General features: G+C 64.8%; 19 protein-coding genes. 5 read left to right on the top strand and 14 right to left on the bottom strand.

The genetic code is table 11. The features are described from left to right. Positions 1–290: 290 nt before the first annotated feature. On the bottom strand, positions 291–668 hold the full coding sequence (locus WDX12_RS07120; RefSeq protein ID WP_320297645.1) for a winged helix-turn-helix transcriptional regulator: 378 nt from the start codon (positions 666–668) through the stop codon (positions 291–293). 79 nt (positions 669–747) lie between these two features. Here WDX12_RS07120 and WDX12_RS07125 point away from each other — a divergent pair, with 79 nt between their 5' ends. Further along, a complete protein-coding gene (locus tag WDX12_RS07125; protein WP_320297622.1) occupies positions 748–1,077 on the top strand; it encodes a nuclear transport factor 2 family protein in 330 nt (109 codons plus the stop codon). Then, a complete protein-coding gene (locus WDX12_RS07130; RefSeq protein ID WP_434724382.1) occupies positions 1,074–1,874 on the top strand; it encodes an SDR family oxidoreductase in 801 nt (266 codons plus the stop codon). Before WDX12_RS07125 ends, WDX12_RS07130 begins: the two co-directional genes overlap by 4 nt. 35 nt (positions 1,875–1,909) lie before the next feature. Here WDX12_RS07130 and WDX12_RS07135 read toward each other — a convergent pair whose 3' ends face one another. Next, the gene (locus WDX12_RS07135; RefSeq protein WP_320297620.1) at positions 1,910–2,215 is read right to left on the bottom strand and encodes a hypothetical protein; all 306 of its coding nucleotides are present in this window, start codon (positions 2,213–2,215) and stop codon (positions 1,910–1,912) included. A gap of 315 nt (positions 2,216–2,530) precedes the next feature. Next, the gene (locus tag WDX12_RS07140) at positions 2,531–4,027 is read right to left on the bottom strand and encodes a CoA-acylating methylmalonate-semialdehyde dehydrogenase (protein WP_320297619.1); all 1,497 of its coding nucleotides are present in this window, start codon (positions 4,025–4,027) and stop codon (positions 2,531–2,533) included. A 365-nt stretch (positions 4,028–4,392) separates the two neighbouring features. On the opposite strand from WDX12_RS07140, the gene WDX12_RS07145 reads away from it, so the two are divergent. Further along, entirely contained in the window at positions 4,393–5,274 is an 882-nt protein-coding gene (locus WDX12_RS07145; protein ID WP_434724383.1) for a LysR family transcriptional regulator, read from the top strand. Between the two features lie 371 nt (positions 5,275–5,645). Here the strand turns inward: WDX12_RS07145 and WDX12_RS07150 are convergent, their stop codons facing one another. Beyond that, positions 5,646–6,221, bottom strand: coding sequence for a hypothetical protein (locus tag WDX12_RS07150; protein ID WP_434724384.1), 576 nt, complete (start codon positions 6,219–6,221; stop codon positions 5,646–5,648). A gap of 357 nt (positions 6,222–6,578) precedes the next feature. On the opposite strand from WDX12_RS07150, the gene WDX12_RS07155 reads away from it, so the two are divergent. Beyond that, positions 6,579–6,938 (top strand): hypothetical protein, encoded by a 360-nt coding sequence (locus WDX12_RS07155; protein ID WP_434724385.1) that lies wholly within the window; start codon positions 6,579–6,581, stop codon positions 6,936–6,938. Further along, positions 6,935–9,097 carry a phospholipase D-like domain-containing protein gene (locus tag WDX12_RS07160; RefSeq protein ID WP_434724386.1) on the top strand — a complete coding sequence of 721 codons (2,163 nt, stop codon included), beginning with the start codon at positions 6,935–6,937 and terminating at the stop codon, positions 9,095–9,097. Before WDX12_RS07155 ends, WDX12_RS07160 begins: the two co-directional genes overlap by 4 nt. A 177-nt stretch (positions 9,098–9,274) precedes the next feature. Here WDX12_RS07160 and WDX12_RS07165 read toward each other — a convergent pair whose 3' ends face one another. The 10 genes from WDX12_RS07165 to rsfS all read right to left on the bottom strand — a co-directional run bounded on the left by WDX12_RS07165 (position 9,275) and on the right by rsfS (position 19,103). Then, positions 9,275–10,537 carry a D-amino acid dehydrogenase gene (locus tag WDX12_RS07165; RefSeq protein ID WP_434724387.1) on the bottom strand — a complete coding sequence of 421 codons (1,263 nt, stop codon included), beginning with the start codon at positions 10,535–10,537 and terminating at the stop codon, positions 9,275–9,277. Positions 10,538–10,558: 21 nt separating this feature from the next. Next, positions 10,559–11,095: a nucleoside-diphosphate kinase gene (locus tag WDX12_RS07170; protein WP_434724388.1), complete on the bottom strand. Its 537-nt coding sequence runs from the start codon at positions 11,093–11,095 to the stop codon at positions 10,559–10,561. Continuing rightward, positions 11,092–11,499 (bottom strand): nucleoside diphosphate kinase regulator, encoded by a 408-nt coding sequence (gene rnk / locus WDX12_RS07175; protein WP_320297611.1) that lies wholly within the window; start codon positions 11,497–11,499, stop codon positions 11,092–11,094. Before rnk ends, WDX12_RS07170 begins: the two co-directional genes overlap by 4 nt. A 376-nt stretch (positions 11,500–11,875) precedes the next feature. Next, a complete protein-coding gene (gene alr, locus WDX12_RS07180) occupies positions 11,876–13,027 on the bottom strand; it encodes an alanine racemase (protein ID WP_434724389.1) in 1,152 nt (383 codons plus the stop codon). A 294-nt stretch (positions 13,028–13,321) separates the two neighbouring features. Next, entirely contained in the window at positions 13,322–13,840 is a 519-nt protein-coding gene (locus tag WDX12_RS07185) for an RNA pyrophosphohydrolase (RefSeq protein WP_320297609.1), read from the bottom strand. Positions 13,841–13,993: 153 nt separating this feature from the next. Continuing rightward, entirely contained in the window at positions 13,994–15,187 is a 1,194-nt protein-coding gene (locus WDX12_RS07190) for a divergent polysaccharide deacetylase family protein (RefSeq protein WP_320297608.1), read from the bottom strand. 185 nt (positions 15,188–15,372) lie between these two features. After that, a complete protein-coding gene (locus WDX12_RS07195; RefSeq protein ID WP_320297607.1) occupies positions 15,373–16,704 on the bottom strand; it encodes a S41 family peptidase in 1,332 nt (443 codons plus the stop codon). Position 16,705: 1 nt separating this feature from the next. Further along, a complete protein-coding gene (locus tag WDX12_RS07200) occupies positions 16,706–18,040 on the bottom strand; it encodes a murein hydrolase activator EnvC family protein (protein ID WP_434724390.1) in 1,335 nt (444 codons plus the stop codon). 140 nt (positions 18,041–18,180) lie between these two features. Continuing rightward, complete coding sequence (gene rlmH, locus WDX12_RS07205; protein WP_434725583.1) at positions 18,181–18,663, bottom strand: 23S rRNA (pseudouridine(1915)-N(3))-methyltransferase RlmH; 483 nt, start codon at positions 18,661–18,663, stop codon at positions 18,181–18,183. A gap of 62 nt (positions 18,664–18,725) precedes the next feature. Then, complete coding sequence (gene rsfS / locus WDX12_RS07210) at positions 18,726–19,103, bottom strand: ribosome silencing factor (RefSeq protein ID WP_140801823.1); 378 nt, start codon at positions 19,101–19,103, stop codon at positions 18,726–18,728. Positions 19,104–19,114 lie beyond the last annotated feature (11 nt).

Below are 19,114 nucleotides of genomic sequence, written 5' to 3' on the forward strand. Positions count from 1 at the left end.
GCCTTCGCATTCCGGCAAGGGAGGCACATTCGGCCGCCTCAGTATGCCGGAAGGCTCCAGGCCGGATTGGACGTCTTCATCACGTCGCTCCTTCTGGTTTCCGGTCTGTCCCAGGGAGATCATGACTCCCTGGATTCGATATGGTGAAGTCCCGACCCTAAAACAAGCGTCATCCCTGGCCTGTTGGGGCTGCCCTCGGGCACGCCCATTTTCTGGTCCAGTTCCCTGCGGGACAACCGCTGTCGAATGGCCATCCGGAGACGGTCGCCACGCCCCATCCGGGCTCGACGTCAGCTCCCGCTGGATTCCTTTTGCGCCGCCCATTTCAACAAGGCATCGAGAGCCGGACAAAGGGCTTGGCCCCAATCGGTCAGGCAATACTCGACCTTTGGGGGTACTTGATGGTGAACGATGCGGCGGACAATCCCGTCGGCCTCCATCTGCCGAAGCTGTTGGATTAGCATCTTTTGCGAGATCGCGGGAATAGCCCGTTCGAGGTCGGAGAAGCGCAGCACCTTGCCGCCGAACAGATGAAACAGGATCACCAGTTTCCACCGGCCCTCGAGAATACGCAGCACGTTCTCGACACCGATCGCCGCGGACGAAGGCGTCAAGGTCGCAGACTTACTTTCAGGTAAGTACCTTACTTTTTCGTCGGTTCTTGTCATTTCCACAGCATAACGCAATTTAGAGACCGGACAAGCTCCGACGCCTCGACGAGCGCCGGAACCCAAACGGAGATAAGCCATGACCAGAGACCTTCCCTGGCCGCTGACGGCCTATTTTGCCGCCAATAACCGTCACGACATCGACGCCATGCTCGCCGTTTTCTCGCCGGACGCCAAGGTCCGAGATGAAGGCGAGACGTATAGCGGATCGGCCGCCATCCGCGCCTGGATGGAGGCGACCACGCGCAAGTACCGGGTGACGGTCGAAGTCGCCGATGCCGCCCTCAATGGCGATGCATGGCGGGTCGCCGGTATCGTCTCTGGCAATTTTCCCGGCAGCCCGGCGACGCTTCATTACAATTTCACCCTGGCCGGCGACCGGATCGAGAAGCTGGAGATCGGGGCATGACCATCCGGCAGAAGTTCGAGATCGACGGCCACGAACTCGCGGGCAAGCGCGTCTTGGTCACCGGAGGCACCAAAGGCGCGGGCGAAGCCATCGTCCACCGGCTCCCCGCGGCGGGCGCGACGGTCGCCACGACCGCCCGCTCGGCGAGCGGGACATCGTCGTCCACGCTGTTCGTGCGGGCCGACGTCAGCACCCTGGAAGGCGCAACCGAAGTTGCCGCGGCCACGATCGACCGGTTTGGCGGCGTCGACATCATCGTTCACAGCGTCGGCGGATCGAAGAGCCCGGGCGGCGGATTTGCGGCGCTCTCCGATCAGGCCTGGCAGGAGGAACTCAGCCTCAACCTGTTAGCCGCCGTCAGGCTGGACCGCTTGCTCGTCCCCCGAATGGTGGAGCAAGGCTCAGGCGCGATCGTCCATATCTCGTCGATCCAGCGTCGGCTGCCGCTGCATGAATCCACCATGGCGTATGCGGCCGCCAAGGCTGCGCTTTCCGCATACAGCAAGGCATTGTCCAAGGAGCTTGGCCCCAAGGGTATACGCGTCAACACCGTGGCGCCGGGCTGGATCCATACCACCGCATCGGAAGCCATGGTCAAGCGCCTGGCCGCTCACGCCGGTTCGGACGAGGAAACCGCGCGTCAAAGTATTATGGAGGCACTCGGCGGCATCCCGATCGGTCGGCCGGCATGGCCACAAGAGGTCGCAGAGCTGGTGGCGTTTTTGGTTTCGGATCGCGCGTCGGCGATCCACGGCGCCGAATATGTCATCGATGGCGGCACGATCCCGACGGTCTGAGCGGCGCCAGGCCTCTCTGCATCGCAGCCGTTGGTTCAAGCGCCTGGCATCGCCGCCGTGATCGTCGGGCTGTCCCAACCCTCACCGACGGAGAGCACGCAACTTTGCCCCTTGGTGTCAGAAGCGAGCACGGTCCAGCTTCCCTGATCGGAAACGAAGATCTCGAGCACGACGTTCGGATTGATCAGGCCGCGCCCGGCTTCGCTCTCGTGAAACTTGGCGCCAAGCGCCTTGATGATATCCGCGCGCGCCGCGCATTGTGCCGCCGCATTCGCCGGCGCGATTCCACCGGTTATCACCGCCGCCGCAGCCAGCATTGTCGCCATAAGAAATCGTGTCATCTGACACCTCCTCGCGCCAGACGAGAACCCCGGCTGCCACCGGCGCTGTTTGATTGCCTGCGCATGGCAGGAATACAGCCTAAGACGGAGGGTGGTCTGTTGGTTCCATCACACGGCAATGGAATTATTAGAAGGTGCGGATGCTCGCTGAGCGCGACGGGCAGGAATTCATGCACCTGAAGTTGCGCTTGGCCTTTGGCGGCACGAGCTGGACGGTACAACGCTGATGGACGAAAGCCGCGGCATTCCCGGCATCCATAAAAAGAAAGCGCGGGTTAGCACCGCGCTTTCTCGATGGTGTCTTGGACCGTCCGGTCAGTTCATCGTCGGGATGACGAACTCGGCGCCGTCCTTGATGCCGGACGGCCAGCGCGAGGTAACCGTCTTGGTCTTGGTGTAGAAGCGGAACGCGTCCGGGCCGTGCTGGTTGAGGTCGCCGAACGACGACGCCTTCCAGCCGCCGAAGGTGTAGTAGGCGATCGGAACCGGGATCGGCACGTTGACGCCGACCATGCCGACCTGGACTCTGGATGCGAAGTCGCGCGCGGCATCGCCGTCGCGGGTGAAGATGGCGACGCCATTGCCCATCTCATGGTCGTTGGCGAGCTTGATGGCGTCCTCGTAGCGCGGCGCACGCACCACGGAGAGCACCGGCCCGAAGATTTCTTCCTTGTAGATGCGCATGTCGGCCGTCACGTTGTCGAACAGGCAGCCGCCCATATAGTAGCCGTTCTCATAGCCCTGCATCTTGAAGCCGCGGCCGTCGACGACGAGCTTGGCGCCTTCCTTGACGCCGATGTCGACATAGCCCTTGACGCGCTCCAGCGCCTGGGCCGTCACCAGCGGGCCGAAATCGGCGGCAGAGTCCGTCGACGGGCCGACCTTCAGGCTTTCCACGCGCGGCACCAGCTTTTCCATCAGACGGTTGGCAGTGTCGTTGCCGACCGGAACCGCCACCGAGATCGCCATGCAGCGTTCGCCGGCCGAGCCGTATCCGGCACCGATCAGCGCATCGACCGTCTGGTCCATGTCGGCGTCGGGCATGATGATCATGTGGTTCTTGGCGCCGCCAAAACACTGCACGCGCTTGCCGGCCGCGGTGCCACGCGAATAGATGTAGTGCGCGATCGGCGTCGAGCCGACGAAGCCGATCGCCTTGATGTCCGGATCGTCGAGGATAGCGTCGACCACTTCCTTGTCGCCGTTAACGACATTGAGGATGCCCGCCGGCAGGCCGGCCTCGATGAACAATTCGGCGATGCGGATCGGCACGCCCGGATCACGCTCGGACGGCTTCAGGATGAAGGCGTTGCCGCAGGCGATGGCCGGCGCGATCTTCCACAGCGGGATCATGGCCGGGAAGTTGAACGGCGTGATGCCGGCGACGACGCCGAGCGGCTGGCGCATCGAATAGACGTCGATGCCGGGGCCGGCGCCGTCGGTAAACTCGCCCTTCATCATGTGCGGGGCGCCGATGCAGACCTCGACCACTTCGAGGCCGCGCTGGATGTCGCCCTTGGCGTCGGCGATGGTCTTGCCGTGCTCGCGCGCCAGGATGTCGGCCAGCTCGTCATAGTCGCGGGCGACCAGTTCGAGGAATTTCATCAGCACGCGCACGCGGCGCTGCGGGTTGGTGGCGGCCCATTTCGGCTGCGCCGCCTTGGCGTTCTCGACCGCAGCGCGCAGTTCCGCCTGCGAAGCGAGCGCCACCGTGCCGCGCACGGAACCGTCCATCGGCTGCATCACATCCTGCTTGCGGCCGCTGGTGCCGGCGACACGCTTGCCGCCGATGAAATGACCGTATTCGATCATGCTTTCTCTCCCTTTTCTGGTGATGGCGCATTGTCCGCCTTTGCGGCGGCGATGGCAACGCGAGGAAGATCGCAACCGTTGTGCGAAAAATAGACAACGACGCCGGAGTGTGCATTAATTGTCGCAAATGGCGGATTGCTGAAAAGGCCAAAGCTTGCGTTCCTTCACACCACCCTCTGGCCTGCCGGCCATCTCCCCCGCAAGGGGGGAGATCAGACGTCACGCAGGCTTTCGCCAATCACCAACGATTGAAAAGAGACGCCATCAAAGAAGCTGCCAATCTCCCCCCTTGCGGGGGAGATGTCCGGCAGGACAGAGGGGGGTGGGCGGGAACGCCGCGCTGCCAATTAGAGCGGACACCTCCGATGAACTGGGATGACGTCCGCATCTTCCTCGCCGTGGCGCGTGCAGGGCAGATCCTCGGCGCGGCGAAGCGGCTGGAGCTCAACCATGCGACCGTCTCGCGCCGCATCGTCGCGCTCGAGGAAGCTCTCAGGACAAAGCTCTTCCGCCGCCTGACCACCGGCAGCGAACTGACCCCGGCCGGCGAGCGCTTCCTCGACATAGCCGAGCGCATGGAAGGCGACATGATCGCCGCGCGCTCGACCATCGCCGGCGAGGGCGACGACGTTTCGGGAACCGTGCGCATCGGCGCGCCCGACGGATTTGGCGTCGCTTTCCTGGCAAAGCGGCTGGGCGAGCTGACGGCGCTGCATCGTGAGCTCACCATCCAGCTGGTGCCGGTGCCGCGCTCCTTCTCGCTGTCCAGGCGCGAGGCCGATATCGCGATCACCGTCGAGCGGCCGACCGAAGGCCGGCTGGTGGCCGGCAAGCTGGTCGACTACACGCTGGGTCTCTTCGCCTCCCGCGCCTATGCCGACGCCAACGGCCTGCCCAAGACGCCGGCCGAGCTCGGCAGCCATACGCTGATTGGTTATGTGCCGGACCTGATCGTCAGCCCCTCGCTCGACTATGCCGCCGAGTTCAGCCCGGAATGGCGCACCAGCTTCGCCATCTCCTCGGCGCTCGGCCAGGCCGAGGCGGTGCGCTCCGGCGCCGGCATCGGCATCCTGCACACTTTCGTCGCCCGTTCGATGCCGGAGCTGGTGCCGGTCGACATCGTTGCGCCCATCCGCCGCGCCTACTGGCTGGTCTATCACGAATCGGTGAGGCCGCTGCGCCGCGTCCAGCTCGTCGCAAACTTCATCACCAAGGCGGTGGAGCGGGAACGGGGCCTTTTTGTTTAGGGCACGGTCCAGGACCGCTTAAGCGAAACATACCAGTTCCCCGGTACAGAAATCTTGACCGATCGGCTCTGTCTGCGTCGGCAGGCGGCATGCCTTGGAGATTGGCCGAAACGCCCATCGCGATCGTCATTCTAGGGCGGAGCAGGAGCGAAGCTCCGTCGCGAAGACCCTGGAATCCATGCCGTTACCTTGATCGAAGGCGCTGCGGAGCAGAATTCTGCACCGCAGCAACGCTTCCAAATCACGGCATGGATTCTATGGTCTGCGCCGCGTCGCTTCGCTCCTTGCTCCGCCATAGAATGACGAGGTTGGGGCGGCTTTCGACCAATCCCCGGCGTTTGCGCTGATTTCACGAAATAGACGGTGAGGGACTAATCCGCGTCGAGCACGAAAGAGCTCACCACTTTCCCCGCTTCGTCCGCAAGCGGCGCCCATTTCCGCGCCGCTTCCTCAGCGCTGTCGCCGGTGATCCCGCAATCGACGAAGCCGTAATGCGAACGGCGCAGCGTCAGCGCGATGCGGGAGTGGCCGTAGAAGCTGACATTGTCATCGGCATAGTGGAAATCCATGTCGGCGATCCGCACCGGATAGCCGTCCGGGAAATGCGCCAGCCTGTCCAGGCTGAAGCTGGCCGACTGATAGGCAACGCCGATCATGGTCTGCCAGTTGCTCAGCACCCAGTCTTTCTCCATGAACGCTCTGGGATCTGGCGGATTGTCGGGGGCAGCCGGGTCGTAGCGATTTTGCGATACCCTGCAGGTCAGGCCCTCTTCGCCGGTTTTGAGCTTGAGCCGCATCGTATCGCCAAAGGTGGCTTCGCTTGTCCATTCTTCGGGATAGGTCAGCGAAAAGCCGTGCTCCTTGTCGTGAACGGTCTTGTCCGCGGCAAGCGCCACCGACCCGCAGGTCAGACATGCGGCCGCCGCCGCAACAAGAAAAAGACGCATTCCAAAGCCCCCTCGCTGCGGCCGATCCTATCACAGGCAGTTGGTCGTTGCCGCCTTGCCTCCGGCACAAATCCGGCGACTGTGGCGTCAGCGCGCTTCGCCATGCCATGATGGAGCGCTAGAGCAATTCTAGGAAAAGTGTGAGCGGTCGGGCTGGGCGCCTTCGCCGTAGCCTTTTGCCTGGAATTGCGTCAAAACAAAGAGATAGAGCGGTTCGCCGTTTTCGTGAAACGGTGAAACGCTCTGGGGGACAATCTTCGAAACGCCGGCGGAGACATGCGAGCCGTTCTTGCCATTCTGCCGCTGTTTTTGCTATCCGACTGCGCCAATCCATGGACCAGGGTGCCGGAATCAGAATTGCCGAAGCCGATCCGCTACGCCATGGCGCGGTCCTCGCCTTTCGTCATCGGCAATTATTGCGGCCCGGGCACGCGCACCGGCGATCTCTCGGCAAGGCCGGTCGACCGTCTTGACGCCGCCTGCCGGGTCCACGACGCCTGCTATATTTCCCGGCACAATCATTGCGACTGCGACGGCGCGCTGGTCGCTTCCGCCAGGAAGATCCGCGACGACAGGGCGACGCCGCGCAAGATGCGAAGCGAGGCCGAGCTGCTGATCGCCACCTTCGCGTTTCCCCTCTGCAGGGTCTTCCCGCAAGGCTTCATGCCGCCGCGCGACCCTGCCGGGCTCAAGGCTATCAACGGGGCGACCGGATGAGGCTCAAGTCAGCTGTCGCCAAGGCGCTGCTTGGACTGGCGCTGGCAGCACTTGCCGGTTGCGCCGGCATGCCCGGGTATTCGGCCTGCGCCTTCTTTCCGGGCGACGGCGCCTGCGGCCGCCTGCCGGTCTCGGCCGACAGCAACGGCGCCGAGATCGCCGGAGCACACTATTTCGGCAGCGACGGCAACAGCGCCTATGACAAGCAGTTCCAGGCGCTGCTCGCCCAAAGCCGCCTCGATGCGCTCGACCGCGCCAACGGCACCGGCCGCTTCGGCCGCGACTGGCGCGATGTCCAAAACAGCGACTTCCACGCGACCTATCCGACGCTGCAACGGCGCGCCAAACCGCTCGACGACACCGAGCTGGCGCCGACGTCGGACAAGCCGGGCGAAGGCCGGTTCACCGGGCGCTGGCGCATGTCGCGCCAGACGCTCTATCTCGATGCCGCCGCGCGGCCCTCGGCGCTCAAGATCTTCAGCTTCTCCGGCCTTGAGGCACGTTCGGTCGAGATCGTGCTGCGCCAGGCGGGGCAACAGCCCGTCGACATCGGCGGCACCTGCAACGGTCCGCTCGCGATCCGGGCGTCGGGACGATCGACCACCGTCGCCGCGGCCTCGCCATTCCATCTGAGCCTGACCGCCGCCGAAACCTTGGTCAGCCTGTTTCCGGACCAGGCGCTGACCCGCTGCGATCTGCGCGTCGCTTCCACCCTGGCGCCGGCCGGCGCGCCGCTGACCTTGCTGCGCGAAGAGAGCGCCGATCCCTGGATCGCGGGGCTCGACAGCCGCTACGACCGCTGTCCGGTGCCCGACCCGGCGGGGATGGAGGAACTCGACCGCGTCTTCTATGCCGGGCGCTGGCTGTCGCAGACCTGCGCCCTGCCGCTGGGGTCGCCGACCCTGCTGCGCAAATCGCGCGACGGTTTCAATGCCAAGGTCGAGGCCCTGCTCGGCAGGACGCTGCCCGACAGCGCCTTCGACAAGGCCGACCCCGAGCTGCCGCTCGATTTCTCCAACGCGCCGAAACTCAGGCTGATCTATCTATCGTCGCTGGAGTTCAAGGCGGATTTCTCCGGCCGCATCATGGAGCGGCTGGTCCGCCACCATGCGGCACTTGGCACCAAGGTGCGCATCCTGGTGACCGACGTTCTGGAACGCGAGAAGGACGACGTCATGCTGCATCGGCTGGCGGCGGAGTTCCCCAACGTCCAATTGCAGGAATATCGCTGGCAGGCGGATCACGGCGCGCCGTTCGACGAGCAGATCTCGCAGCTGCACAAGGTTCACCATATCAAGATGCTGGCGACGCTGGCCGAAGAGCCCGGACGCTCGCGCGTCATCATCGGCGGCCGCAACATCCATGACGGCTTCCTGTTCCACAGACCGGTCGACCTGACCCGCTATCCGGACCTGGAGCAATACGGCAAGACCGACGGCTTCTCGCTGAATTACTATTCCAACTGGAGCGACTTCGACATCGAGATCGCCGACCCGGCGACCGTCGAGACGCTGGCCGCGCATCTGTCGACCGTCTGGCTGCGCGACGCCGACACCAATTTGTCGCGGCCGTTTTCCATTCCGGTCCGTTCCGGCGCGGCCCCGCGCGGCATGGCGCGGCATTTCATTTCCGTGCCTTATGAGGACGGGCATGCGCTGGAGGCCTATTTCGTCGAGCTGATCGACACCGCCGAGCATCGCATCCAGATCGTCAATCCCTACCTCAACCTGACGCCCGATATCGCCCGGGCCTTCGACCGGGCGCTGGCCAGGGGCGTGAAGATCGATGTCGTCGGCCGCATCGACCTCAAGGGCGATATCGGCGGCCGGTTCCTCACCGCGCTCAACAAGCTGTTCGTCGAGAAATATGGCGACCGCGTCAACATCCGCGAGTTCAAGGCGCCGGATGTCGTCTTGCATTCCAAGATCATGATGATCGACGAAAGGCTAGTCGCCATCTCCTCGGTCAACCTCAACAACCGCAGCTTCTTCCACGACTCGGAGAACGGGATGGTCGTGCTCGATCCGGCTTTCTACCGCCGCATGAAGCCGGTCTATGACGACTACCTCGCCCATTCGCGCCCGGTCGCCACCAATGTCACGATCGGCTGGGCCTACCGGCTGCTGTTCAGCGACACCTGGGTCCGGGAGGCGTTCTGAACGCCACCGCTGGACATGAATTAATGCATGTCGCCCAGAAGTGTGCGGCGGTTCTGGGACAACGACATGCATCAAAACAAAGACTTAAAGCGCGTCGCCTGAATCCGTTTCAGCGCGACGCGCTTTAGGTGTGTCGAGATTCAGGTCAGGCCGGCATCACCTGAATATCGGCGCACCTTAGATCGGCTTCAGATACCGCTCCGGGCTCAGATCGCGCGCGTTGATCTCCGGCACCCGGTTCGACATGATGTCGGCAAGCACCTTGGCGGAGCCGCAGGCCATGGTCCAGCCGAGCGTGCCGTGGCCGGTGTTGAGATAGAGGTTGGCAACCTCGCTTAGCCCGATCAGGGGCGGTCCGTCCGGCGTCATCGGCCGCAAGCCGCACCAGAAGCTCGCCGCCTTGAGGTCGCCGCCGCCGGGGAAGAGATCGCCGACCGAGTGTTCGAGCGTGCGGCGGCGCGATTCATGCAGGCGAAGATCATAGCCGGAAATCTCCGCCGTGCCGCCGACGCGGATGCGGTCGCCGAGCCTGGTGATCGCCACCTTGTAGGTCTCGTCCATGACGGTCGACACCGGGGCGGCCTCGGCATTGCTGATCGGCACCGTGATCGAATAGCCCTTGACCGGATAGACCGGAATCGGCCGCCCCAGCGAGCGCATGAATTGCGCCGAATAACTGCCCATCGCCATCACGAAGGCATCCGCGGATTTCCATCCGGTATCCGTGAGGATATTGGTGAGGCGATTGCGGTTCCTGACGACTTTCCGGACGGTCGAGCCGTATTCGAAGGTCACGCCCCGCGCCACGCAGAGTTCCGCGAGCTTGTCGGTGAACATCTTGCAGTCGCCGGTCTCGTCGCCCGGAAGCCTGAGGCCGCCGACGAACTTGTCGCGCACCGCCGCAAGGGCCGGCTCGGCGGCGACACAGCCGTCACGGTCGAGGATCTCGTAAGGCACGCCGTATTTCTTCAGCACCTCGACGTCGCCGCCGGTGCCGTCGAGCTGCTTCTGCTTGCGGAAGAGCTGCAGCGTGCCTTTGGTCCGTTCGTCGTAGGTGATGCCGGTCGCTTCGCGCAGCGCCTTCAGCGTGTCGCGGCTGTATTCGGCAAGCGGCACCATGCGCGACTTGTTGAGCGCGTAGCGCTCGGCCGTGCAGTTGCGCAGCATCTTGAGGAGCCACGTCCACATATTCGGGTCGAAGGCGGGCCGCACCACCAGCGGTCCGTATTTCATCAGCAGCCATTTAACCGCTTTGACCGGAATGCCGGGCCCGGCCCAGGGCGAGGCATAGCCCGGCGATACTTCGCCGGCATTGGCGAAGCTGGTTTCGAGCGCCGGCCCCGGCTGGCGATCGTAGACGGTCACTTCGTGACCGGCCTCGGCGAGGAAGTAGGCGGTGGTGACCCCGATCACGCCGCCGCCCAGCACGATGACTTTCATTCTATGCTCCCTCAAAGCCGATCATGCCGCGGAAGGGCCCGGATCGTCCCCTTCTGTCTGCCGGATTTTGCCGCGCCCGCCAAGAGGCCAGTCACCGGCGGGCGCGCTGTGGACCAGCTTGAGGCCGTGGCGAGATCGTTCGGCGGCGCGGTCCTGCGCCGCTCGCCGCGCGGCCTCCGGCTGATAGGCCACGTCCTCGAGAAAGACCTCCTCGGCAGGGCCGTCGGGCCGCTCGGCCAGCGCGGATTGGCCCGCCCTCATGCCAAGCAGGCGGAGACCGCGCCACGTGGCGACCGGCAGGCTGGAGCCGACGGGAGCGGATGCTTCGGCCTGCACCAGCGTCCGCGTCTGCGACGAACCGCCGCCGACGCGGAAAGTCACGCGGCTGTTGAGCGTGGCAAGGTCGGGCTCGACGACCCCCGTCGCAACAACGCGGCTTTCGGCGAGCTTGCGTTCGAGCATCGGCACGATCGGATCGGCAAACGCGCGACGGCGCATCAGCATCGCCTCGATCATCGCGAAGTCCTTCGCTGTCAGGCGGTAGACGGTGCTGGTCATGCCATCCTCCGCGCTTGTTCGACGGCGTCGATCGTTGCAGAGAGAACCCGGCTGTCGCGGCTCCGCCAGGAGACCGTGCGGCCGGCACGCGCGCCGATCAGCGCCGTACCAAGCGGCGTCAGCACCGATATGCGTTTTTCGGCGATATCGGCCTCGGCCGGATAGACCAGCGTCACCGTCTGAATGCTTCCCTCGGCGTCGTGAAGCGTCACCGTCGAGCCCATCCGCACCACGTCGGCGGGCATTGCCGCCTCGGTGGCGACCCGGGCGCGGTCCATCTCGGCAAGCAGGCCCTCGGCCATGTCGGGCACGCGGTCGAGAAAGGCCCTGGCGAGATTGCTCAGCCGGTCGCGATCCGCCGCGCTGACAAGGATGGTGGAACGCGATTGCGTCGCTGCATGCATGGCAAACCTCATGTGTTGGCGCATCGGGGAAACGGATGCGCGCAAGCCGCCACGTCGAAGGCGGCGAACAAAGCCAGGCCGCAAAGGCCACCGGCTCGATGAAATGTCTGGAATTCAAACGCCCCGGTTCACTCGGCCACCGGCATTGGCGGCCACGCCGGGGCTACGCTCCCGCGATGGGGCAAACCCTGAAGCAGGTTTTGATATAAGCGAGGTTGCTCATGCCCCGAACCTTGCCGAGAAGCCCTGGCTTGTCAAGCAAGCCTCTCGGCTTCAGAAGCAATCCCAGGAAAAGTGGGCAGCGGTTTTCCGCCCGGGATTGCGAAAATCAAAAGACTTAGAGCGGAGCGGCGATCCTATAAATCGCCGCGCCGCTCTAAGCCCCAATGTAGCTGCGGTGAAAGCGCGCACCCAGGCTGGTCAATATCTCGTAGCCGATGGTGCCGGCGTGGCCGGCCGCGTCGTCGACGCTTTGCGAGGGACCGATGAGCTCGACGAGGTCGCCTTCCCTGAGCCGGCCTGCCGGAAGCGCAGAAATGTCGAGGATGATCGAGTCCATCGACACACGCCCGATGAACGGCAAGCGCACGCCCTCGAACCACGCGGCTGAAGCCGCGCGCCGGTGCCAGCCGTCGCCATAGCCCAGTGAAATGGTCGCGAGATCGAGCGGCCCGTCCGCATGACGGGTGTGGCCATAACCGATGCCCACGCCCGCGCCGACCTGCCGCGTCTGCGCCACCTTGGCTTGCAGCCCTATCACCGGCAGCATCGGGTTGGGTGCATGGGGCGTCGGATTGACGCCGTAGAGCGCAGCCCCCGGACGGGCAAGGTCGTAGTGATAGGCCGGTCCGAGAAAGATGCCGGACGAATTGGCCAGGGAGGCGGGCGCCGCGGGCAGCATCTCGCGCAGCCGTTCGAATTCGCGCCGCTGCTTCTCGTTCGCCGCCTGTTGCGGCTCGTCGGCGCGGGCGAGATGGCTCATCACGAAACGGATGTCGATGCCATCGAAGGCGCCGGCTGCGCTTGCGACCGCCTCGACTTCCGCCGGCGCCATGCCGAGCCTGGCCATGCCGCTGTCGACCTGGATGGCGGCGGGCAGGCTCCGGCCTTTGCCGCGCGCGGTCTCGCGCCAGGCTCTCAGCTGCATGGCGCTGTTGATGACCGGGCAAAGCCCGGCCGCCGCGGCTTCCGGTTCCGAACCCGGCGGCAGTCCGTTCAGCACGAAGATGCCCGGCCCCGGCCCGATCGCCTTGCGCAGCGCGATGCCCTCGCCGAGCAGCGCGACGAAGAAGAGGTCGCAGCCCTCTTTCGCCAGCGCCGAGGCCACTTGCGCGGCACCAAGCCCATAGCCGTCGGCCTTGAGCACGCCGGCGCAGCGGACGCCGTTCAGCCGCGCCTTCAGCCGGCGATAGTTTTCCCGAATGGCCCCGAGGTCGATCGTCAGGATCGCCCCGGCGGCAGCCTCGCTCACTGTCGAACCGCTGCTTGCCTCATGTGCCGGAAACCCGCGTCCGGTGTCGTCGTTCATGGCGACCCCCGCTCATTGCATCGACAATCAATAGAATTCTGTCATCGATGCAGCAACTGCCTGAGGCTGTCGAGATTCAGGTCAGGCCGAGTCGGAGTCGAAGACGGGCGCGAAGCGACCAAACTGGGTGGGTTCCGAGAACCGGCCTACGCCGGCCGTAGCCTTCATAGAGCGGAGACACTTATGAGGGCTTCGGCCGGCGAAGGCCGGAGCGGAGCGTACTTAAAGTACGTGAGCACCGGAAGCGCAGGAAGCCGCCATTTGCAGGCCGGCCTCACCTGAATATCGACAGCCTCAGGAAGCCAGGTGCTGGAAGGCCGCCACCACCTGCTCGTAGACCTTGCGCTTGAACGGCACGATCAGCTCGGGCAGCTCCCGCATCGGCCGCCAGGCCCATTCGTCGAATTCGGCGGTGTGGCCGCCGGGCGGCGGATTGATCTCGATCTCGCCTTCGTCGCCCTCGAACCGGTAGGCGAACCATTTCTGCGTCTGGCCGCGATAGCGGCCCTTGAAGGCGACGCCGACCAGATGCGGCGGCAGGTCGTAATTGATCCAGTGCGGCGCCTCGGCAAGCAGCGAGACGCTGCGCATGCCGGTTTCCTCGTAGAGCTCGCGCCCGGCGGCCGCGATCGGCTCCTCGCCCTTGTCGATGCCGCCCTGCGGCATCTGCCAAAGCTGCGTCGTGCCGGCAAACTCGCTGTCCGGTTCGGCGATGCGGTGCCCGACCCAGACCAGACCTGCTTTGTTGAGGATCATCAGCCCGACGCAGGGACGATAAGGCAGCGTTTCGGGATCGATCTTTTTTTTGGACATCGGGTTTTCCAGCCGTTTTGAGAATTCGCTCCGGCGAGGCAGGTGGCGAGTGGTTTCGAGAACCGGAGCGGAGCGTACTTTAAAGTACGTGAGCACCGGAAGCGCAGAAAACGCCGCCAGATGCCCGCCGGAGTAGAATTATCAAAACGGCTGCTAGCCTTTTTGCGGATCAATGGCCACCGCCGAGATCGGCACGATCTCGATGCCGCGCTTCTTTGCTTCGGCAATCCAGGATGTCACCGTGTCGACCGTGATGTCGAAGGCCGAACCGATGCCGACCGCGCTGCCCTTGGCCCGCGCCGTCGCTTCCAGGCTGTCGAGCTTCTTGAGGATTTCGCCGCGGTCCTGCACGGCATCGATCGCCATGTCGCCGGCGACGAACGGCACGCCATCCTTCAGCGCGAGATCAGGCGCAACGCTGCGGGAGGATGAGCCGTCGTCGATATAGGCCAGACCCCGCTTGCCGAGCTCGGCCATGAACGGTCCCATCGCTGATGCATCGGCCGAGAAGCGCGCGCCCATATAGTTCATGACCCCGGTATAGTTGGTCGTGCGCGACAGCGCCCAGTGCAGGCTCTTCAGGTTCTCGTCCGGGCTGGCCGCCACCGTCAGCGTGTTGCGGCCGGGATTGACGTTCGGATAATCGAACGGCTCGAGCGGCACCTGCATGACGACCTCATGCCCGCTCTGCCTTGCCGCCTGCATCCAGCGGCCGATGCTGTTGCCTTGCGGCGCGAAGGCCAGCGTCACTTCGGCCGGCAGCTTGGCGATCGCGGCCTGGGTGCCGGTCTGCGAAACCGCGAGGCCGCCGATGACGATCGCCACGCGCGCGCCGCGCGCGCCCGACCACGGCCGCGCATAGACGTCGAAGGGCCGCCTGCCGTCGGCGGAGCGCATCGGCAGCGGACCGGTGTCGCTGGCCTCGATCAGTGCCCTGTCCGGGATGTGGGCGACCTTCAGGTTCTGGCCGAGCGTCGACGGGTCGCGGATGACGATCGCCGCCTTCGGCGGACCGTCGCCTTCCTCGGTCTGGACGTGGATGATCTGCGGCCCGCCGCTCTTCATCGGCGTGCTGTTCTGTGGCGTCGCCGCGGCGACCGGGGCCGGCGCGGGCGCCGGCGAAGGCGCCGCCACCGGGGCCGCCGTGACCTTCGGTGTCGAAACGGCCACTTCTTCCGGCTTGCGGAACGGCTTTTCACGCAGCGCAATAGCGCCGGAAACACCGATCACGCCAAGCACGGCCAGCACAGCGACGAGCGAGCCGGAGCCTATGCCGCGCGAGGCCGTGCGCCGAGGCCGGAGTGTCTGTCCCAGCGGGCGTTCGATATCCTTGCCGATCTCAGCCAAGTCGTGTTTCCCCGGAAGCACGCCAAGCTCACGTTCTGCGTGACGTCTCGCGTGAACTTCGCAATCGCTGGCGCGATACCCCAGACGCGTGGCGCCCCAGCCGCGATCCCCGAATCAAACTGCCGGAACCTCGCGGCCCCGGCAGCATTGCATTGCTTCGCTCGACCGGCCAGAGCCGGACTGCATTACTGGTTCAGCACGGCCTTGTCCGGGTTCGGCGGGAACGACGGATCGGTCTTTTCGCCGCGCAACAGCTGCTCGGCATAGATCAGCTGCAAATCGTCCTTCGGATCCGGCGGCACATAGGCGGCCGAGCCCGAACCGGTCTTGCTTTCGTCGGCGCCCTTGATGTGGCCCTTGAGATCGGATTCGCCGCGGGTCAGGTCGCGGCCCTGCAGATCCGGCGGCAACGGCTGGTCGACCTTGATATCGGGCGTGATGCCCTTGCCCTGGATCGACTTGCCCGACGGCGTGTAATAGAGCGCCGTGGTCAGCCTGAGCGCGCCGTTCTCGCCGAGCGGGATGATGGTCTGCACCGAGCCCTTGCCGAAGGACTGCGTGCCGACCACCGTGACGCGACGCAGATCCTGCAGCGCGCCGGCGACGATTTCCGAGGCGCTCGCCGAGCCGCCATTGACCAGCACGATCATCGGCTTGCCGTTGATGTCGTCGACCTGCTTCGGCTTGGCGTCGAAGCGGGTGACGTCCTTCGGGTCGCGGCCGCGCGTCGAAACGATCTCGCCGCGCTTGAGGAAGGCATCCGACACGCTGACCGCCTGGTCGAGCAGGCCACCGGGATTGAGGCGAAGGTCGAGCACGTAGCCTTTCAGCTTGTCGTTCGGCACCTGCTTCTTGATGTTCTCGATGGCGTTCTCGAGATCGTCATAGGTCTTTTCGGTGAAGGAGGTAATCTTCATGTAGCCGATGTCGTTCTCGACCCGGTACTTCACCGCCTTGACCTTGATGATGTCGCGCACCACCGTCAGCTCGATCGGCTTGTCGGCGCCCTGGCGCAGGATGGTAAGCTTGATCGGCGTGTTGACCGGCCCGCGCATCTTCTCGACCGCGTCGTTCAAGGTCAGGCCGCGAACTTCCTCGCCGTCGATCTTGGCGATGTAGTCGCCGGCAAGCACACCCGCCTTGGCGGCCGGCGTGTCGTCGATCGGCGTGATCACCTTGACGAGGTCGTTCTCCATGGTGACCTCGATGCCGAGGCCGCCGAACTCGCCCTTGGTCTGCACGCGCATGTCCTGCGCCTGCTCGGCATTCATGTAGGAAGAGTGCGGGTCAAGCGAGGCCAACATGCCGTTGATGGCGTTCTCGACCAGCGACTTGTCGTCCGGCGGCGTCACGTAATTCGCGCGCACGCGCTCGAAGATGTCGCCGAAGATCGCCAGCTGCTTATACGTTTCCGAACCCGCAGCGTTCGCCGCCGAGCCCGGTGCGCCGTAGACCAGGCTCATTGCCGATGCGCCCATCAGCGCGCCGGCAAACAGAAGCGACAGTTTCCGCATCATTTCACGTCCTTCCAGAAAATCGATCCGCCCACCACGGGGCCGGATCGACGGGTTTTCCATCCTTGCGGAACTCGACATAGAGTTCCGACGTCGAATTCTCATTCCGCGAGGCCGAGGTGCTTGCCACCCGGGCCTCTCCCATCGCGCCGATCGGCTCCCCTGCGAGCACCGACTGTCCCGTCGCGACGCTGATTCTGCTCATCCCCGCCAGAACGACATGATACCCGTCGCCGGCATTGAGGATCAAGAGTTGACCATAGGAGCGAAACGGCCCCGCATAAAGCACGTTTCCATCCGCCGGCGCGGTGACGATGGCCCCCGATTGTGTCGCAACCATGTCACCCTGCATCGCCGCGCCACTGCCGTCGTCGGTGCCGAAACGCCGTTTGATCTTGCCGATGACCGGCAGGGCGATCTGGCCTTGCAAGGCCGAAAACGGCGCCGATCCGGTGAGGCGATTGGCCTCCGGTACCGGCAGCGCGGCGAGCTCGGTGGTCGAGGCCGTCGTGTCGCTGTCCGTCGATTTCCGCTCGCTCGCCTTGACCTGGTCTTGTGCCTTGCGCGCCTTGTCGGCTTCCAGCGAGGCGATCAGGTCCTTGAGGCTGCTTGCCTTCGCCGCCAGCTGTTGCGAGTGCTGCTGCTCGGCCGCGATCGCCGTCTGGGTATCGGCCTGCAGCTTTTTCTTGGCCTCCAGCAGCATGGTGAGCCGCTTCTTTTCGGCCGTCTGGTCGGTGACAGCGGTGGTGAGTCTCGCCCGTTCCGCCTCGATCGAGGCCGTGACGCGGGTCTGCTCCTTGAGATCGGCCATCAGCCTTTCGGTCTGCTGGCGCAGTTCCGGCACCACCGCGCCGAGCAGGATGGCGCTGCGCACCGACGACAGCGCGTCTTCGGGCTTGACCAGGATCGCCGGCGGCGGATTGAGCCCCATGCGCTGCAGGGCGCCCAACACCTCGGCCAGCACGTCGCGCCGCGCCATGAGCGAGGCGCGCAGCTTCGTTTCCTCGGCCTTCAGCCCTTCGAGCTTGGCGCCGATGTCCTCGATGTCCTGGCCGAGCTTCTGCTCCGTCATCGCCGACTGGATGAGCGCCGCGGTGATCGAGGTATAGTCCTTGCGCACAGAGGCGATGTCGGCGGCGAGCTTGGCCAGCCGCTCCGACGACAGCGTGATCTCCTTGGAAACCTGCTCGTATTCGGCCCGGCTCTGATCCGGGTCGGGCGTCAGGTCGAGCGAATTTTCGGCCGCCCGGACCGGCCCGAGCGCGACCGCGGCGGCGACAAGGGTCAAACCGCAACGGCTGCGCCAGGCGCGCGTTCTCGAATTCCAGCCTTCAGACATCAGGCCTCGACTCTATCCGCCGCTTCGTTAACGAACCATCAACCATGTTGGAAGCGGCCCAATAACCCTATTGCCGCGCGATTGGGGCGGAAATCCTGGTGCAAGCCGGCAATCCCCAGCTTTCCGGTCGCTACCGTTATTCACGATCGATGATACGGATGGCCGGAAAGGATGGTCGAGATCCGATAAAGCTGCTCGCCCAGCATCACCCGCACCAGCTGGTGCGGCCAGGTTAGCGCGCCGAATGACAGCACCAGGTCCGCCTGCTCGCGCATGGACCCGTCGTGGCCGKCGGCGCCGCCGATGGCCACGACCAGCGCCTTGCGACCACTGTCGCGCAATTGGCCGATGCGGGCGGCCAGGTCCTCCGAGGAGACTGACTTGCCGCGTTCGTCGAGCAGGATGAGAACGCTGCCCGGCTGCAACTGCGCCTGCAGCTTCTGGGCTTCCTCGCGGCGGCGCTCGTCGGCGCTTTGTCCGCGGCTTTCGGGGATTTCTACAATGCCGGCAAATTCCAGCCCGACCGCGGGCCCGCTCCTGGCGAAGCGCTCGAAATAGCGGTCGGCGAGTTCTCTCTCGGGGCCGGTCTTCATCCGGCCCACGGCATGAACGGTGATCTTCATCCTCGCCCCGGCGAGCTTGTCCTGGCGCATACCGTGACGGTTCACGGCACGCGGATCAAGGCTCAGTGCAAGGTCTCTTCCTCGAGGTCCGGCGCCTGCCACATCTTTTCGAGATTGTAGAATTCGCGGACTTCGGGGCGGAAGACATGGACGATGATGTCGCCCGAATCGATCAGAACCCAGTCGGCGCCAGCCAGCCCCTCGACGCGCGCCGTGCCGAGGCCGGCATCCTTCAGCGCCTTGAGGAGATGATCGGCGACAGCCGAGACATGACGGTGCGATCGGCCGGAGGCGATGACCATATAGTCGCCGAGGCTCGATTTTCCCTGGATGTCGATTGAGACGATATTTTCGGCCTTGGAGTCTTCCAGACTGGCAAGGACTGTGTCGATGGCCAGGGTCGCGGCGGCGTTGCCGCTGATCCCGGCCGGCGAAGGCATGACGTCAGCCT

The sequence above is a fragment of the Mesorhizobium sp. RIZ17 genome, assembly GCF_051127865.1.
Taxonomy (GTDB): Bacteria; Pseudomonadota; Alphaproteobacteria; order Rhizobiales; family Rhizobiaceae; genus Mesorhizobium; species Mesorhizobium humile.

Coding starts and splice junctions, on each gene's coding strand:
- WDX12_RS07160 (WP_434724386.1), top strand. CDS start 6,935: ATGAGGCTCAAGTCAGCTGTCGCCAAGGCGCTGCTTGGACTGGCGCTG.
- WDX12_RS07125 (WP_320297622.1), top strand. CDS start 748: ATGACCAGAGACCTTCCCTGGCCGCTGACGGCCTATTTTGCCGCCAAT.
- WDX12_RS07170 (WP_434724388.1), bottom strand. CDS start 11,095: ATGACCAGCACCGTCTACCGCCTGACAGCGAAGGACTTCGCGATGATC.
- WDX12_RS07135 (WP_320297620.1), bottom strand. CDS start 2,215: ATGACACGATTTCTTATGGCGACAATGCTGGCTGCGGCGGCGGTGATA.
- rnk (WP_320297611.1), bottom strand. CDS start 11,499: ATGCATGCAGCGACGCAATCGCGTTCCACCATCCTTGTCAGCGCGGCG.
- WDX12_RS07120 (WP_320297645.1), bottom strand. CDS start 668: ATGACAAGAACCGACGAAAAAGTAAGGTACTTACCTGAAAGTAAGTCT.
- alr (WP_434724389.1), bottom strand. CDS start 13,027: ATGAACGACGACACCGGACGCGGGTTTCCGGCACATGAGGCAAGCAGC.
- WDX12_RS07185 (WP_320297609.1), bottom strand. CDS start 13,840: ATGTCCAAAAAAAAGATCGATCCCGAAACGCTGCCTTATCGTCCCTGC.
- WDX12_RS07145 (WP_434724383.1), top strand. CDS start 4,393: ATGAACTGGGATGACGTCCGCATCTTCCTCGCCGTGGCGCGTGCAGGG.
- WDX12_RS07130 (WP_434724382.1), top strand. CDS start 1,074: ATGACCATCCGGCAGAAGTTCGAGATCGACGGCCACGAACTCGCGGGC.
- WDX12_RS07150 (WP_434724384.1), bottom strand. CDS start 6,221: ATGCGTCTTTTTCTTGTTGCGGCGGCGGCCGCATGTCTGACCTGCGGG.
- WDX12_RS07140 (WP_320297619.1), bottom strand. CDS start 4,027: ATGATCGAATACGGTCATTTCATCGGCGGCAAGCGTGTCGCCGGCACC.
- rsfS (WP_140801823.1), bottom strand. CDS start 19,103: ATGCCTTCGCCGGCCGGGATCAGCGGCAACGCCGCCGCGACCCTGGCC.
- WDX12_RS07165 (WP_434724387.1), bottom strand. CDS start 10,537: ATGAAAGTCATCGTGCTGGGCGGCGGCGTGATCGGGGTCACCACCGCC.
- WDX12_RS07195 (WP_320297607.1), bottom strand. CDS start 16,704: ATGATGCGGAAACTGTCGCTTCTGTTTGCCGGCGCGCTGATGGGCGCA.
- WDX12_RS07200 (WP_434724390.1), bottom strand. CDS start 18,040: ATGTCTGAAGGCTGGAATTCGAGAACGCGCGCCTGGCGCAGCCGTTGC.